The sequence below is a fragment of the Enterococcus sp. AMC1251 genome, from assembly GCF_058216535.1.
In genome coordinates this window covers 2,257,496-2,272,361 of record NZ_CM177098.1, presented here as the reverse complement: position 1 = coordinate 2,272,361, position 14,866 = coordinate 2,257,496, and the positions used below count along the sequence as shown (strand labels likewise).

Annotated in this window: 13 protein-coding genes and 2 pseudogenes; 12 read left to right on the top strand and 3 right to left on the bottom strand. The window is 34.2% G+C overall.

Features of this window, described 5'->3' with window-relative positions:
• Positions 1-3: 3 nt before the first annotated feature.
• Positions 4-1,224, bottom strand: coding sequence for a GNAT family N-acetyltransferase (locus AC4BBR_RS10715; RefSeq protein WP_490459532.1), 1,221 nt, complete (start codon positions 1,222-1,224; stop codon positions 4-6).
• Positions 1,225-1,322: 98 nt separating this feature from the next.
• Between AC4BBR_RS10715 and AC4BBR_RS10710 the strand changes: the two genes are divergently transcribed.
• From AC4BBR_RS10710 to AC4BBR_RS10680, 7 genes and pseudogenes are all read left to right on the top strand, one after another.
• Positions 1,323-1,565: a phosphoglycerate mutase family protein gene (locus AC4BBR_RS10710; protein ID WP_490459531.1), complete on the top strand. Its 243-nt coding sequence runs from the start codon at positions 1,323-1,325 to the stop codon at positions 1,563-1,565.
• A 271-nt stretch (positions 1,566-1,836) separates the two neighbouring features.
• Positions 1,837-3,672 carry a translation elongation factor 4 gene (gene lepA / locus AC4BBR_RS10705; RefSeq protein ID WP_490459530.1) on the top strand — a complete coding sequence of 612 codons (1,836 nt, stop codon included), beginning with the start codon at positions 1,837-1,839 and terminating at the stop codon, positions 3,670-3,672.
• A gap of 829 nt (positions 3,673-4,501) precedes the next feature.
• The gene (locus tag AC4BBR_RS10700) at positions 4,502-4,957 is read left to right on the top strand and encodes a PTS sugar transporter subunit IIA (protein ID WP_490459529.1); all 456 of its coding nucleotides are present in this window, start codon (positions 4,502-4,504) and stop codon (positions 4,955-4,957) included.
• 4 nt (positions 4,958-4,961) lie between these two features.
• A complete protein-coding gene (locus AC4BBR_RS10695) occupies positions 4,962-6,335 on the top strand; it encodes a PTS fructose transporter subunit IIC (RefSeq protein ID WP_490459528.1) in 1,374 nt (457 codons plus the stop codon).
• 15 nt (positions 6,336-6,350) lie between these two features.
• Positions 6,351-7,211 carry a ketose-bisphosphate aldolase gene (locus tag AC4BBR_RS10690; protein WP_490459527.1) on the top strand — a complete coding sequence of 287 codons (861 nt, stop codon included), beginning with the start codon at positions 6,351-6,353 and terminating at the stop codon, positions 7,209-7,211.
• Positions 7,212-7,324: 113 nt separating this feature from the next.
• On the top strand, positions 7,325-8,098 hold the full coding sequence (locus AC4BBR_RS10685; protein ID WP_490459526.1) for a DeoR/GlpR family DNA-binding transcription regulator: 774 nt from the start codon (positions 7,325-7,327) through the stop codon (positions 8,096-8,098).
• 461 nt (positions 8,099-8,559) lie between these two features.
• A pseudogene (locus tag AC4BBR_RS10680) lies at positions 8,560-9,613 on the top strand (IS110 family transposase).
• Between the two features lie 330 nt (positions 9,614-9,943).
• Here the strand turns inward: AC4BBR_RS10680 and AC4BBR_RS10675 are convergent.
• Complete coding sequence (locus AC4BBR_RS10675; protein WP_490459525.1) at positions 9,944-11,059, bottom strand: M56 family metallopeptidase; 1,116 nt, start codon at positions 11,057-11,059, stop codon at positions 9,944-9,946.
• Positions 11,056-11,430 (bottom strand): BlaI/MecI/CopY family transcriptional regulator, encoded by a 375-nt coding sequence (locus AC4BBR_RS10670; RefSeq protein ID WP_490459524.1) that lies wholly within the window; start codon positions 11,428-11,430, stop codon positions 11,056-11,058. Before AC4BBR_RS10670 ends, AC4BBR_RS10675 begins: the two co-directional genes overlap by 4 nt.
• A gap of 201 nt (positions 11,431-11,631) precedes the next feature.
• Between AC4BBR_RS10670 and AC4BBR_RS10665 the strand changes: the two genes are divergently transcribed.
• The 5 genes and pseudogenes from AC4BBR_RS10665 to AC4BBR_RS10645 all read left to right on the top strand — a co-directional run bounded on the left by AC4BBR_RS10665 (position 11,632) and on the right by AC4BBR_RS10645 (position 14,769).
• The gene (locus AC4BBR_RS10665; protein ID WP_490459523.1) at positions 11,632-12,537 is read left to right on the top strand and encodes a DUF5067 domain-containing protein; all 906 of its coding nucleotides are present in this window, start codon (positions 11,632-11,634) and stop codon (positions 12,535-12,537) included.
• Positions 12,538-12,617: 80 nt separating this feature from the next.
• Positions 12,618-13,121: an LURP-one-related/scramblase family protein gene (locus AC4BBR_RS10660; protein WP_490459522.1), complete on the top strand. Its 504-nt coding sequence runs from the start codon at positions 12,618-12,620 to the stop codon at positions 13,119-13,121.
• Positions 13,122-13,447: 326 nt separating this feature from the next.
• Entirely contained in the window at positions 13,448-13,648 is a 201-nt protein-coding gene (locus AC4BBR_RS10655; protein ID WP_010772775.1) for a cold-shock protein, read from the top strand.
• Positions 13,649-13,863: 215 nt separating this feature from the next.
• Positions 13,864-13,959, top strand: a pseudogene (locus tag AC4BBR_RS10650) (IS200/IS605 family transposase); the annotation flags it as partial.
• Positions 13,960-14,001: 42 nt separating this feature from the next.
• Positions 14,002-14,769, top strand: coding sequence for an aminoglycoside phosphotransferase family protein (locus AC4BBR_RS10645; RefSeq protein ID WP_490462108.1), 768 nt, complete (start codon positions 14,002-14,004; stop codon positions 14,767-14,769).
• The last annotated feature ends 97 nt before the right edge of the window (positions 14,770-14,866 follow it).

Genomic DNA, 14,866 nt, shown 5'->3' with positions numbered 1-14,866 from the left:
AAATCAAAAATAATCGCTAAAGTATGCTTCTTGATCTGGAAAAATCCGTTCTAATGAATTTAAGGTTTCCTTATCTGTATCTAAACGTTCGATTCGATGTAGATAAGTCGGACGGCGATAATTCATCAATAAACAAGTCAAAGTTTGAATATCGATGTGCACAGACTGGCCTAATGGCTCATTTGTTACAGAAACTTGATCATCTTCATCCCATAATAAACTAAATACGCCATTATTCCATTCTGCAACAGGATCGCTTACTACAAAATGAAATGGTTTTGCGGTGCTAGCATATGGATAAGCCAGTAGCATTTCTTTAACATCGACGATTCTAGCCATGTAATAAGGTTCAATCGTCTCTTTAATTTGGCTATCATCTAGTAAAAAGGCGAGTGGTTCATTTTTATAAATATCTCCTTCAACCCAATCGATCATTGAAAAATGAGCTGAAATAAAATTCCACAGCGCATTGCGCGCTTCTTGGTTGATATAGAACATTTCTTTAATATGAAACACATCTTCAGCTACCCAGTAAAATAGCACACCTAAAGGTTCTTGATTTGCGCCATAATAAACAGCAGCAGTTCGTTCGTCTTCATTTTCAAAGCGCCAATATTCTTCCCAATTAAATTCACTACGAATCAAGGCGCCATGATTTTGACGGGCAAATTTTGCATACACAATAAAGACATCTTCATGATCTACACCTACACGTTCGACCATCCCAGGAACCGAAACTTGTTTAGGTAATTGGGTATCACGAATCTTGAAAGACAATTTATCTGACATAATTTCCCAACCTTTTCGGCGATAGTAAGGAATGCTATAAGGATAAAGATAGGAAATCCATTGTTGATCTTTCCGCATATTTTTTAGGGCTAGATGAATCAAATCTTGCATCAAACCATGATTGGCATATTCCGGATAAGTTCCAACACCTGTGATTCCACCCATTTTAAAGAGCTTCCCGTGAATATTTACTTCACAAGGATAAATCGCAATTTGTGAGATCAATTGATCCTCATGGAACCAGCCAAATACTTTTGATTGTTCTAAAATTGGTTGTTTTGATTTGATTAACTCTTTTTTACTTTCATAGCCGCTTTCCTCTAAATCCGCTTCCGTAAATTGGAAGACATAGCTCAATAATTCATTGAACTGATCCACGTATTTTTTATCTACTGCTTTTAATTCTAAATTATCTCTGAACTCTTTTTGGTCCATTTTTCCATCTCCAATTAATTTTTCTACCTTCAGTATATCAAAAAAAGGGGAATAAATAGAGCATTACTTACTAAGAAATGGTAAAGAGGGATTTTTAGTTGGAAAATAGTGTGATACCCTTTTTTAGGAGGTGTATAAATGAACAAAAAAATTATTTACTTAGGCACGGAGAAACCGAATTTAACCAAATGGGAATCTATCAAGGGTTTTTAGATTCGCCATTAATCATACATGGAAAACAACAAGTGAAAGAGAATGGACGGTTGCTAAGTCAAAAGCTAAGAAACGTAGACGATGAAACAATGGCATTTTTTTCTAGTCCATTAGGAAGAGCAAAATAGAGTGCCCAGATTATTTATGAGACAATTAAGCGAGAAAAGATACAGCCAATGAATAATGTGCTATTAAAAGAAGTTGACATTGTGTTTGTATAGGTTATCAATCGTTTGACAAGCGTAATAGGGAAACCTGGGAAAGTTCTTTAATTCTGATGGAAATCTTGCTATAATGGGAAGTGCTGATTGAAAATGATCTGAGCGATGAGCCAGTGCGATTTGATCCAACAAAATCACAAGCTCATTCAGCTTTTCATAAAAGAAATGAGGACTATTAATGAATATAAATGAAATGAAGCAAAGACAAGAAAAAATTCGTAACTTTTCCATTATTGCTCATATTGACCACGGGAAATCAACACTCGCTGACCGAATTCTACAAAAAACAGAAACTGTGTCAGATCGTGAAATGCAAGATCAATTACTGGATGCGATGGATTTAGAGCGTGAACGTGGGATTACGATCAAGCTGAATGCGGTTGAATTAACGTATACAGCAAAAGATGGTGAAGAGTATATTTTTCATTTGATCGACACGCCAGGACATGTCGATTTTACGTATGAAGTATCACGAAGTTTAGCAGCTTGTGAAGGAGCTATTTTAGTTGTGGACGCTGCTCAAGGAATCGAAGCGCAAACATTAGCGAATGTTTATTTAGCGTTAGATAATGATTTGGAAATTATTCCAGTGATCAATAAGATCGATTTACCAGCAGCTGATCCGGAACGCGTTCGTACAGAAATCGAAGATGTGATTGGAATCGATGCCAGTGATGCTGTCTTAGCAAGTGCTAAAGCAGGGATTGGGATTGAAGACATTTTAGAACAAATCGTCGATCTAGTCCCAGCACCAACTGGGGATCTTGATGCACCTTTGAAAGCATTGATTTTTGATTCAGTTTATGATAGCTATCGTGGGGTTATTTTAAATGTCCGAATTATGGACGGTGTTGTGAAACCTGGTGATAAGATTATGATGATGAATAACAATAAAACATTTGAAGTTACAGAAGTTGGTATTTTTTCACCGAAACCAATTAGCCGTGATTTCTTAATGGTCGGTGATGTTGGCTACATTACAGCCGCAATAAAAACAGTTCGTGATACTCAAGTTGGGGACACTGTGACTTTAGCAAATAATCCTGCCAAAGAAGCACTAGCAGGCTATCGTAAAATGAATCCGATGGTTTATTGTGGATTGTACCCAATTGATAATTCTCGCTATGTTGAATTGCGTGAAGCTTTGGAAAAATTACAATTAAATGATGCTGCTTTGCAGTTTGAAGCTGAATCTTCTCAAGCCCTTGGTTTTGGTTATCGATGTGGATTCTTAGGTTTATTGCATATGGATGTTATTCAAGAACGTTTAGAAAGAGAATTTAACCTTGATTTGATCACAACGGCGCCATCCGTAATTTATCATGTAACAAAGACAGATGGTACAAAAATCGTAGTCGATAATCCGGCAGAATTTCCAGATCAAAGCACGGTTGATTTTGTTGAAGAACCATACGTCAAAGCGACAATTATGGTACCTAATGAATATGTTGGTGCTGTTATGGAAATCTCTCAACGTAAACGTGGTGAATTTGTGACAATGGACTACTTGGATGAATATCGAGTAAATGTCATTTATGACATGCCGTTATCAGAAATTGTTTATGATTTCTTTGACCGCCTAAAATCAGGAACAAAAGGGTACGCCTCATTAGATTATGAAATGATCGGTTATCGTAAGAGCAATCTATCTAAAATGGATATTCTATTGAACTCAGAAAAAGTCGATGCTTTAAGCTTTATTGTGCATAAAGATTTTGCTTTTGAGCGTGGAAAAGTGATTGTTGAGAAACTGAAAAAACTAATTCCCAGACAACAATTCGAAGTGCCGATTCAAGCTGCAATTGGTCAAAAAATCACTGCCCGTTCAACAATCAAAGCTTTACGTAAAAACGTATTAGCTAAGTGTTATGGTGGAGATATCTCACGTAAACGTAAATTGTTAGAGAAACAAAAAGATGGTAAGAAACGGATGAAACAAGTTGGATCTGTGGAAGTGCCACAAGAAGCCTTCATGGCTGTTTTGAAAATGGACGAGGATGAAGGGAAGAAATAGGCATTTGAAAACTAAAAACATACTGTTATTAGCCGTTTTTAGTTTTTAAGAATCATCAAATTTCTTCATTAAATATTTTTTTGCATCATAGCGATTATCACAGATGAACATAAGTTACCAAAAATTTTATATTTGAAGCGTAGAAGGAAATATGTCTACGCTTTTTTTGTTTCGGTTAAATAGTCACGGAAAGAAGCGTGCCAACAACGGTTCTCAAAATTGAACTTGGCTTTATTTTTTTGAAGCTGTTTCTAGTCTTTCTTTAAGTGTCGATATTTTTTGTCTCTGTATTGCTTATCCATCATGATAAAAATCGCAGAAGAAACAATCTGCTTGACCGGTTTGAATTCATCAAAGTAGAGGACTTCAAACAAGATCAAACGATTAATTTTTTTCGGTTCATAAAACTGTTTCAACACACAATAAACAAAAGAGGCAGAGACATTCTTTTGGCGAGCTTTATCTAACCACCAATACTATTGTTTTTCATATATACTAGAAAAATTAAAATTTTTAAATGAAAAGAACACTAAATGTCCATCAAATTCCTGGATAAATGAATTTTTTTCTCCTAATAAAGAAACTGAAAAAGGCTGTAATGTTCTTAGATAGGTCAAGAGTGATTTTCAAACTATTTATAATAATGATGAGATTACCCAATCCATTGATGAAATTCATGAGCGATTTAGATCATATTTAAGCTTTATATTAATAAAAAATGATTTATTTACAAATATTCGTGCATTATATTGAACTGAATAGGTCGTGGTGCTATGATGTACTCAAGTTAAGTGAGCGCTTTCTTAATTGATAATAAGGAGGTAATGAAATGAATATCTTATCTATGATGGATTCTCGAAATGTTCTATTTGATTCTCGTATTACGACCAAAAAAGTTCTTTTTGAAACACTTGCTGAATTACTATTGGCTAGTGGTTATATTACAGATAAAATGAAATTTATTGAAGATTTAGAAAAACGTGAGCAAGAAACTGAAACTGGGATAGAAGATGGTTTTGGGATTCCACATGCAAAAAGTCAATATGTGAAAGAAGCAACAATTGCTTTTGCTCATACAGGTAGCATGGAAGATTATCATGCACTAGATGATACATTGATTGAATGTGTATTTATGCTAGCTATTCCGGAAAAAGCAAACGATATTCATTTAGATATACTTAGTTCTTTATCCAGAAAATTAATGGATAACACATTTAAAAAAAATATCAAGAATGTGACAACTAAAGCTGAGCTTCAAAGTATATTAGAAAATACAGGAGGATGAAGTAATGAAAATAGTTGGTGTAACTTCTTGCCCTACTGGTATCGCTCATACGTATATGTCTGCTGAAAAATTACAGAAAACAGCTGAAAATAAAGGATATCAAGCAAAATTTGAAACGCAAGGGGCGAAAACGGAGAATATTCTTACAGATAAGGAAATTAAAGACGCAGATGTTATTATATTGGCTATTGACCGAGAAGTAGATATGTCTCGTTTCCGTGGTAAAAAGATTAAGCAAGTTTCTACGTCAGAAGCAATAAGGAATACCGAAATGGTTATAGCAGATGCAATTGATAGTAGAGGAACTTTTATTATGGAAGGAACTTCTCAAAAAGAAGAATCTAAAAATAAAAAAAATCTATATAACCATTTTATGAGTGGTGTGAATTACATGCTGCCGTTTGTGATTGCGGGAGGAATATTAATTGCGTTAAGTTTTGCTTTTGGTATCGAAGCATCTAATCCTGACAGTGATAAATATAATGTTATCGCAGGAGCATTATCCAAAATAGGAGGAGGAACAGCTTTTGCTTTAATGGTTCCAGCTTTAGCTGCAGGGATATCTTCTTCAGTAGCTGGAAAGGCTGGTTTTGCTCCTGGATTGATTGCAGGAACACTAGCTGTTTCTGGTGGATCAGGATTTTTAGGGGGAATGATTGGCGGAATTCTTGCAGGATATGTGACTGATCTATTGGCAAATAAGATGAATGTCAAAAAATCAATTGCTGCAATTTATCAGTTAATTATTGTTCCCTTGGTTTCAGTTACAATTGTTGGATTTGCGATGATCTTTCTGATTGATACACCAATTTCTTGGCTTTTAAATAGTCTAACAGAGTTCTTAAACGGTTTAGGTGAAACTTCTGGAGTGCTGTTTGGGCTATTAATTGGCATAATGATGGCTGCGGATATGGGTGGACCTATCAATAAATCTATTTCTACTTTTTCAATCGGTTTAATGTCGGCTGGAGTCAATGCGCCAATAGCAGCATGTATGGCTGCCGGGATGACACCACCGCTTGGGTTAGCTTTGGCAACTTTATTATTTAAAAATAAGTTCTCTGAGGAAGAAAGAACATCTGGTAAGTCTTGTTGGGTTTTAGGTGCTTCTTATATCACTGAAGGTGCAATACCTTTTGCGGTAGCCGATCCTATTCGAGTAATTCCTAGCTTGATGGCAGGCTCAGCAGTTGCAGCAGCAATTTCTATGGGAGCAGGTGTAACTTCAATGGCTCCTCATGGAGGAATCTGGGTGATGTTTATCCCAAATGTTCTTAATAATTTACCAATGTATCTTTTAGCGATAGTTGCTGGAACAATTGTTACAGCAGTTACGGTTGGTGTACTAAAAAAAACAATAAAAGAAAATAATGACTAGAAGGAGATTGTTTATATGCTTTATACAATGAAAGATTTACTAACGGTTGCAAAAGAAAATAAATTTGCTGTACCGGCATTTAACATTTGTAGTTTTGATATGTTAAAAGCGATTATGGAAGAAGTAGAAGAACAGGAAGCACCAGTTATCTTAGAAATTCATCCAGATGAGATTGCGTATTTAGGCGATAATTTTGTAGCGACATTGAGAGAGTATGCGTTAAGAAGTAAAGTACCTGTTGTGATTCATTTAGATCATGGAGGAACAATTTATGATGTGATGCGGGCTATTCGAAATGGCTATACTTCAGTAATGATTGATGCTTCACTCGTTAGCTATGAAGAAAACATAGCTATTACTAAAAAAGTAGTGGAATTGGCGCATAAAGTTGGTGTATCTGTTGAGGCCGAATTAGGAACAATTGGCAACAATAACTCTGCTGAAGGGGGAGCAGAAAAGATTATCTATACGGATCCAGATCAAGCAGTTGATTTTGTTGAGAAAACAGGTATTGATACACTTGCTGTAGCAATCGGAACAGCTCACGGATTATATCCAAAAAATGTTACGCCTAAATTAAATATTAGTTTATTAAAAGAATTGAATCAGCGAATAACGATTCCTTTTGTGTTACATGGTGGATCAGGAAATCCTGATTCAGAAGTAAGTGAATCTATAAAATTCGGTGTAAGCAAAGTTAATTTATCTTCGGATTTAAAGAGTGTTTTTTTTGAAACAACTAGAGCAGTACTCTCTGAAAACAGTGAAATGTATGAGCCTAATCAAGTATATATAGAGCCAAACAAAAAAGTGAAAGAAGTCGTTCGTCATAAATTGAATGTCTTGAATACTGTCGGTAAAGCAAATTTGTATTAACTATAAATAATTCAAGTGACTGGGACATAACTCTGTGAGTACCAGTCACTTGAAATTCATATAAACGGTGGGATCAGAGGCAACCTATAAAGTGATTGAAAGGATGAATAGACATGGTCATGTCAGCCCAAGAAGAAAGACAAACGAAAATTGTCAATTACTTGAAATCTGAAAGCTTTATGAAGACGATTGATTTAGTAGATTTATTAAATTATAGTGGAGCAACGATTAAGAGAGACTTGATTGAACTAGAAAAGAAAGGCTTAATTAGGAGGACACGCGGTGGAGCAATGATTATTGATCGTCATAAAGTTGATATTCCGTACTTAATGAAAATGGATAAATTTAATGATGAGAAAGAAAAAAGTATTATGGCAGAAATTGCTAAAAACCTAATCAGTGATGATTGTGTGCTTTTTATAGATTCCAGTAGTACAGCACTACATCTTGTTCATTATTTACATAAATTTGAAGGGTTACAAGTTGTTACAAATGGGGTTGTAACAGCTAGTTTATTATCTGAATATACGACAGCTAGTGTAAATATATTGGGTGGTTCTATTGTACCTAAACGATTTACAATTAATGGTTCTAAAGCGTTTAATGATGCACTAACTTATAACGCGGATTTAGCTTTTGTTTCTTGTAGAGGCTTTGATTTCAGTGTTGGAGCAACTGAGTCAACAGAAGGTGAAGCGTTAATTAAGCAAGCTTTTCGAAAACGAGCTAAAAAAGTTGTACTGATGGTGACGAATGATAAGATTAATCATAAATTTTTGCATCAAAGCTTAGATTGTTCAGATATAGATTACTTATTAACAGATAGCTCCCTTAAGGAGGCTGAATTGAAAATACTAAAAAAATACGGGATAGAATTATTGTATTAGATATAGATTTAATGGAAAGTGATGTGTCAAAACGTTATTTTAGATGTATTATGCTTGCCCTTTTAGCATATGATCAATACCTACGAGTTAGTTTCGTAATTTTTATAATTTTAAATTCAGAATTTCTTTATGCTTCAGTAAGGAGCTTTTTCAGCTTCTTCGATTAAATTCCTTGGATTTGTTTCACTAACATGAGTTGACAAAAACATACTAAGATTAGAGAGTAAGCTCATCGACGGATAAGTTTACTCTCTATTTTCCTATTTTTAGGGTTATAGTAAGGGGTGAAAGGAAGATCGACCACACGCTCATGGACTTCGAGTCCCTACAAAAAGACGGTCTCCTTCACTGTCATTTTAAAATCTGGTTTAAGTATGTTGGGGCTTCGAGCTCGTGTAAAGGAAATTAGGAACGAAATGAAACAGTGAAGAACTTTTCAAAAAAAGAAAGAAGATGAAAATATGGCTTATGTACTTGCATTGGATGTTTCTATGGGGAAAAGTTATAAAGTGCTCTATGAGGATGAGCTTTGCCTATCCGAGGGAGAGATTGCTCATACCAGATCTGGTTTTGACTAATTGCTTCAAGAAATCCAACAGTTACCCGAAACACCCAGTATCGTCTTTGAATCCACAGGCGTTTACTCAAGAGTAATTGAAACTTTTTGCCAAAACAATCATTTACCCTATTGTCTATTGAATCCCTTAGAAGCAAAAAAACAGCTTGCTAGTGGGTTGCGTGTTCTTAAAACAGATAAGCAAGACGCTCATCGTCTGGCACAAACTCACGTTCAATATGAACGGAAGATCAAACAACACCAACCAGTTATTTATGAAGAAGCCCATGATTTAGCTCGTTTTTATCAAGAGGTAGAAGCCGAAATCAAGCGACTAAGAATGTACTTACACACGGCTCTTCAGCTTAGTTTTCCAGAACTAGAAAGCCTTTTTTCGAGCCGCTTATCAAAACTATCGCTAAACCTTATTGAACTGTTTCCTCATCCAGAATGCTTAGCTGGATTGAGTCAAACACAGATGAAAAATATCTTAAAAAAAAGCACAGACAAACGACTCTCTGATAAAAAAGCGTTAGAAAAGGCGCAACAGCTCCTTTCATTGGCTTCTGATTCCTGTCCAACGACCACAAAAACGAGCATTCAGGTACAGAAGGTTCAGGATTATGCCCGCCAGTTAAAAGAGCTTATTCAAACAAAGGAAACCTTGTCTAAGCAGCTTATTGAACAAACCAAACCATTGTCGGAGTTTGATCTTTACCAAAGTGTTCCAGGCATTGGGGAAGTGTCTGCCGCTTTACTCATTGGTGAAATTGGAGATATTCGCCGCTTCGAATCACATTGTCGATTACTATTACAAATTAAAAACGCAACCTCTACCCAAGAAGGATAAGGTTGCGACCGTAGCCTGTATGAACAAACTACTAAAGTGTCTCTATATCCGAATAAACGGCGAGAAAAAAGCAGCGACTACGCTTCGCTCCGATCACATCAAATTCTAAGTGCTAAAGCACTAAGTTTTGAAGGCTTCGGAAATAAGCTGAAATTGCTGTGAAACACAGCGAGGTACGAGCTGATGTAGAATAGTACCTACTTGGTCACAAAAATTTGAAAAGAAATTTTCGTGAATTCCCTCTTATTTCTCGGAGCTAAACATTTTTGTCTCGGCCTTTTTTTAGTGTGATAATTTTATCTAGGATGAGAAAATCAAATCTTGCACTATATAGCAGAAACGAGTTTTGGTCAGTGGCATTATTGAGAGTTTGCCATGTGTTTTTTTGATGAGTCTAGTTTTAGTAATTGCATAAAGGATGTCAGAAAAGCAAACTGTTCTAAGAAAAATGTCTACCTAGTGGTTTACTATTTGTTGTTTCTTTTTCATCAGAAGTAGTATCTGTTGTTTGTTCTTCTAATTTATTTTCGACAGAGGGTCTTGTCGTATACGCACCTAAATTAAAGCCAATAACAATCAGTCCAGCGATCGATAAAAAAGCAATTGAACGCAGTTTTTTTTTACTTTTCTGAGCGAGTAGCATCGATTCTAAGCGATTTTTGATTTCGCTAGTATTTTCATAAAGTGTGACCGATCCTATTTTTTCTTTGTAGTTTCCAGGGTGTTTGGCCATTTCAATCAGTGTAGCTCCATATTGATAATATTCTTCTTTCGTAAAATGACGAGTAGCAGCTTCGTCACAAGCATATTCGCATTCTAGATTCATGACTTTTCCGATAACATAAACGATCGGATTAAACCAATGGATACAAATAATGAGCTGCATGAACCATTTGTAATAGATGTCCATATTTTTATAATGTGTAATCTCATGGGACAAAATACTATGGAGCTGCTCTTTAGTTAAATTTTCATTAGGTAACACAATATAATTTTTTGTAATACCTAGTAGTAAAGGAGAAGAGATTAATGGTGTCGTATACATATCGATGGGCTTTTTAATATGTTTATCTTCACAAATCTCACTTAAAACGTTTAGAATTTCTGGATTATCAACTGGTCGCCAATCTGATTTGATATATTTAGTAAAACTCTGATACTTGGTGATTTTATGTATCAACAGACAAAAAGCAATAGCTAGCCAAAAATATAAAATATAAGGTGCCAAAGGTTGATCCTGACTCCCCATAATGATGTTATCCTTGAAAATGACGTTATCTCCAATTATAACCGAGGGATTCCTTCTAATGATAGATCCATAAAGTATTTCATAGAAACGTGATGATTCGATTGAAGAAAAAATCATACCAACTAGACTTTGGTTTGGAGAAAAAGGAAGAATGAAACGTAAAAGTACGATCAATAATAAATAATATTGAGAATATCTAGAAACCTTTTTCTTCAAAAACAATCTAAAAAGAATCCATAAGCCAAATAAAATTGAACCTGAAATACTGAGGGAAATAAGTGAGTTCAATAGTTTTTCAGTGATCATTCTATATTTTTTTCCCAATATTTTCTTAAATCTTCTATTTCTTTGTTTGAAATCAATTTATTTTCTACCAATGTAGCAATCAACCCTTTGACTTCTCCCTCATACACTTTCCCCACGAATTCTTTTGTTTCTTGCTCTACATAGTCTTTTTCCGTTAAAAGTGCAATATATTCATTTCGTCTGCCCTTTTTTTGAACTTTCAACACTTTTTTTTCAGTTAAACGAGCTAAAAATGTCAAAATAGTGTTATTTTTCCATTTAAAATCTTTTGCATGTAGTTCTTCAACAACCTCAGAAAACATCATGCGTCCATCGTGTGCCCAAATCACTCGTAGTATTTCTAATTCTGAGTCAGATATTTTCAGCGCCATATAGCTCCTCCTTTTTTTGTAAAACATCTTTTAAAGAAAGTTCCCCTCTTAGTAAAGGTTATTTAAGTATCTGTTACTGCTAACACCCAATTATAACATGACTATTGACAAAATAGAAAAGTGCATGATAACATAACTACATAGTGTAGGTTTGGAAAGAGCGATCAATTTATCTATGTCGAAATAAAAAGGAGGGAGAACGTGAAAAGCAAAGAGGTATTGTGGGTAATCTTTTTGATTGGGATTGGGAGTATAAGTGCATGTTCAACGATTGATAGGAAGAATTTAGAATCCAAAACTCATGTTTCGGGCAAAATTTTGGATTCAAGTTCATCCGAAGCTTCATCAAAAGAAAAGGAAGAGCTATACGATGAATTGTCAAATAATGCTAATCTACCAAAAAAGGTTAAACACTCTACTCAATTTAATCAAGATATTAGTTTTGTTGCTAAAATAGATGGTGAACCTAGGCAAATTGAATCAAAGGATGACACTTTAAATGGACAGTGGTATGTGTCCATATTTTTGATGAGAAATCGCAGTACACCTATGTATTTAAACCTATCTGATATAAAGAAAAATGCGTGGCCGAAAAATGGTGATATCCTTCGAATTACAGGAACACCGATAGGTTATCTTTATACTAGTTATAAAAATGAACGGGTAGATTTGTTGGATATCAAAGCAAAAAAATTAGAAATATTAGCGTTTGAAAATGAAAGTGTGCTTGCAAATGACAAAATTGAAACAGATCAATATAAAGTTGAAATTACTGATACAGACATCTTGCGGGATGCTTTTGATGATCTCAGCTTGGTTGTTTACTATAACTTTAAAAATAAAAAGAAATACGCTTCTACATCACCATTTAGAACTTATTTTTTCATTAAACAAAAGGACGACTATCTGAAAAATACGATTTTAGGAGATCAGGACAAACTTAATCCCAAAGCAATTAATAGAGATAGTTTAGAACCTGACGAGGAGATGTTGTATTACGAAGCTTTTAAGCTTTTGAGTGAAGAAACACCAATCATTTTGGAAGTATATGACGATGAATATAGAGTACTTAACACGCTTGAAATCGCGCTACCATCAAAGAAATAAGTAACGAAAAATAAAATGGGTTGTCAGAATAATAGACAGTTATTTTGAAAAAAGAGTGAAAAATAAAAAGGAGTTTTATTATGAAATATATCATCAAACAAAAATTAGTTGCATTAAAACCAAACTATGAAATTTTAGATGGATCGGGAAATCCAATATACAAGGTAAAAGGTAGTTTTTTAGGAAGAGAAAAATTTGAAATTACGGATTTAAATGATCAAACATTGGCGAGATGTGAGACGAATGTAAATTTTTTAAGTATTATTGGCTCGGTTTTAAGTTATAATTTTAAAAAATATCATATTTCAGTTGATGGAAATACTATAGTGTCAATGGCTCGTTCATTAAATATCTTCAGTTATAAATTTATTATTGATTCACCTATTGGAGAGATAAAATTAGGTTTCGGGATGACAGGTAGCCATCAGTTTACATTACAAGATAAAATTATTTGTGATATTGACAAAAGAAAATTGACTTTAGGCGGAGATGAATATCATATTGAGATAGATGATGCCCAAGACCAAAAAGCATTTTTGTTAACAACGATTGCATTAGACCGCATTTATTATACTAAAAGATAGGATTTGAAAAATATATTTGCATGAACCGACTTTATGTAGTAAACTAAGCAGGTCTGAAAAATCAATACCTTAACAAATAACTATCCTTAGCCCACTTCATTTGAGGTGGGCTTTTAATATTGATTTAGACGGATAGATTAGAATTTTCTCATAATTAAATATAAATGTATACTTTCAATTCATAAGATCGTATAATAATAAATGTAGTATAATTGTAATTTAAATTAATAGGTCATTTCATTCGTAAGGGTGTTTTAAATCCTCTTTTTTTATCACAAAGGTATTGCAAAATTAATCGTGCTAAAAGCACTAGGAGGAACACATTTATGAATACAGGTACAGTGAAATGGTTTAACGCAGACAAAGGTTTTGGTTTTATTACTCAAGATAACGGAACAGATTTATTCGCACACTTTTCAGCAATCCAAGGTGACGGATTCAAATCTTTAGATGAAGGTCAAAGCGTATCATTCGATATTGAAGAAGGCCAACGTGGACCACAAGCTACAAACATCGTTAAAAACTAATTAAAACTTTCGAAACGATCTAATAATTATTAGATCGTTTTTTTTATGTTGTCCTTAGACTCAGTTGAACTCGTAAAAACGTGGGAAACGAAAAAACTCCTGCTAGGCTGGAGGCTAGCAAAAAGATCTACACTAGCGCTAAAAAGTAGTTGTTTAGGTTACATGATAACAAAAGGAATAGAATAACCAATAAAGTAAATAGTTTAGTTCATACAAAGATGAGTGCTTCAAGTTTTACAGGGCATCAAAAAGGGAAAAGTACAATGGTAATCTTCGACAAACATGCAATTTTAAAGTATAAGTTTGATAATAATTTTCAGGAAGCACTTTCTTTATGTAGGAGGGATAATGCTATGGAACAAAAGAAAATGGGACGGTTAGAAATAAGAATAGAGGATGAAAAAGTTATACGACCACAAAAAGTTTGGTCTGTTAATGTCCAAAAGTTCTTAGGATATTTAAGATTTAATAATGTTAAATATGTACCTGAGCCCTTAGGTTTTGATCAGGATGGAAATGAATTGCTTTCTTATGTATCAGGAGAGGTTTATGATTATCCACTACCATCTAAACTTTTAACTAATAAATCGATCATATCTGCTGGGAGATTACTAAAAGATTTTCATGATAAAGGCGCTGGTTTTTTGAAATTCTTGAGTGGTCAAGAAGAATGGATGTTAACATATGATATGCCCCATGAGGTAATGTGTCATAGTGACTTTGCTCCTTATAATGTCCCGACAGTAGATGGTTTAGCAAATGGAATAATTGATTTTGATACTTTAATGCCTGGAACTAGACTATGGGATGTAGTTTATGGAGCATATAGGTGGGTTCCACTATATTTTGATAATACAACAGAGCTTACTGAGGATATGCATGTAAGATTGAAGCTTTTTTTGGAAGCTTATGGACTTCACAAAAGTGAGTATCCTTTGGTAGTTCCGTATTTAATCCAAAGGTTGAATTATCTAATTGAATTTATGGAAAAAGAAGCTCGAAGTGGAGAAAAGAATTTTCAAGAGGATATTACAAATGGACATACAGAAAAATACAAAAACGATATAAAAAATTTACAAGATAACGAGGAGAAAATTCTTAATAAACTAAAAAAAAGATAAGAAAATAGATTGTGGAAGCTAGTCAATTTTGAGTATAAAGAAATTTAGAATCTACTAACCTCTGATGTACGGACTGATAGCAGGGTATTTTTTATAA

Excerpts from the sequence above, each read along its gene's own strand:
- AC4BBR_RS10700 (WP_490459529.1), top strand. The coding sequence starts at position 4,502 with ATGAATATCTTATCTATGATGGATTCTCGAAATGTTCTATTTGATTCT.
- AC4BBR_RS10645 (WP_490462108.1), top strand. The coding sequence starts at position 14,002 with ATGGAACAAAAGAAAATGGGACGGTTAGAAATAAGAATAGAGGATGAA.
- AC4BBR_RS10695 (WP_490459528.1), top strand. The coding sequence starts at position 4,962 with ATGAAAATAGTTGGTGTAACTTCTTGCCCTACTGGTATCGCTCATACG.
- AC4BBR_RS10655 (WP_010772775.1), top strand. The coding sequence starts at position 13,448 with ATGAATACAGGTACAGTGAAATGGTTTAACGCAGACAAAGGTTTTGGT.
- AC4BBR_RS10675 (WP_490459525.1), bottom strand. The coding sequence starts at position 11,059 with ATGATCACTGAAAAACTATTGAACTCACTTATTTCCCTCAGTATTTCA.
- AC4BBR_RS10715 (WP_490459532.1), bottom strand. The coding sequence starts at position 1,224 with ATGGACCAAAAAGAGTTCAGAGATAATTTAGAATTAAAAGCAGTAGAT.
- AC4BBR_RS10690 (WP_490459527.1), top strand. The coding sequence starts at position 6,351 with ATGCTTTATACAATGAAAGATTTACTAACGGTTGCAAAAGAAAATAAA.
- AC4BBR_RS10660 (WP_490459522.1), top strand. The coding sequence starts at position 12,618 with ATGAAATATATCATCAAACAAAAATTAGTTGCATTAAAACCAAACTAT.
- AC4BBR_RS10670 (WP_490459524.1), bottom strand. The coding sequence starts at position 11,430 with ATGGCGCTGAAAATATCTGACTCAGAATTAGAAATACTACGAGTGATT.
- lepA (WP_490459530.1), top strand. The coding sequence starts at position 1,837 with ATGAATATAAATGAAATGAAGCAAAGACAAGAAAAAATTCGTAACTTT.
- AC4BBR_RS10685 (WP_490459526.1), top strand. The coding sequence starts at position 7,325 with ATGGTCATGTCAGCCCAAGAAGAAAGACAAACGAAAATTGTCAATTAC.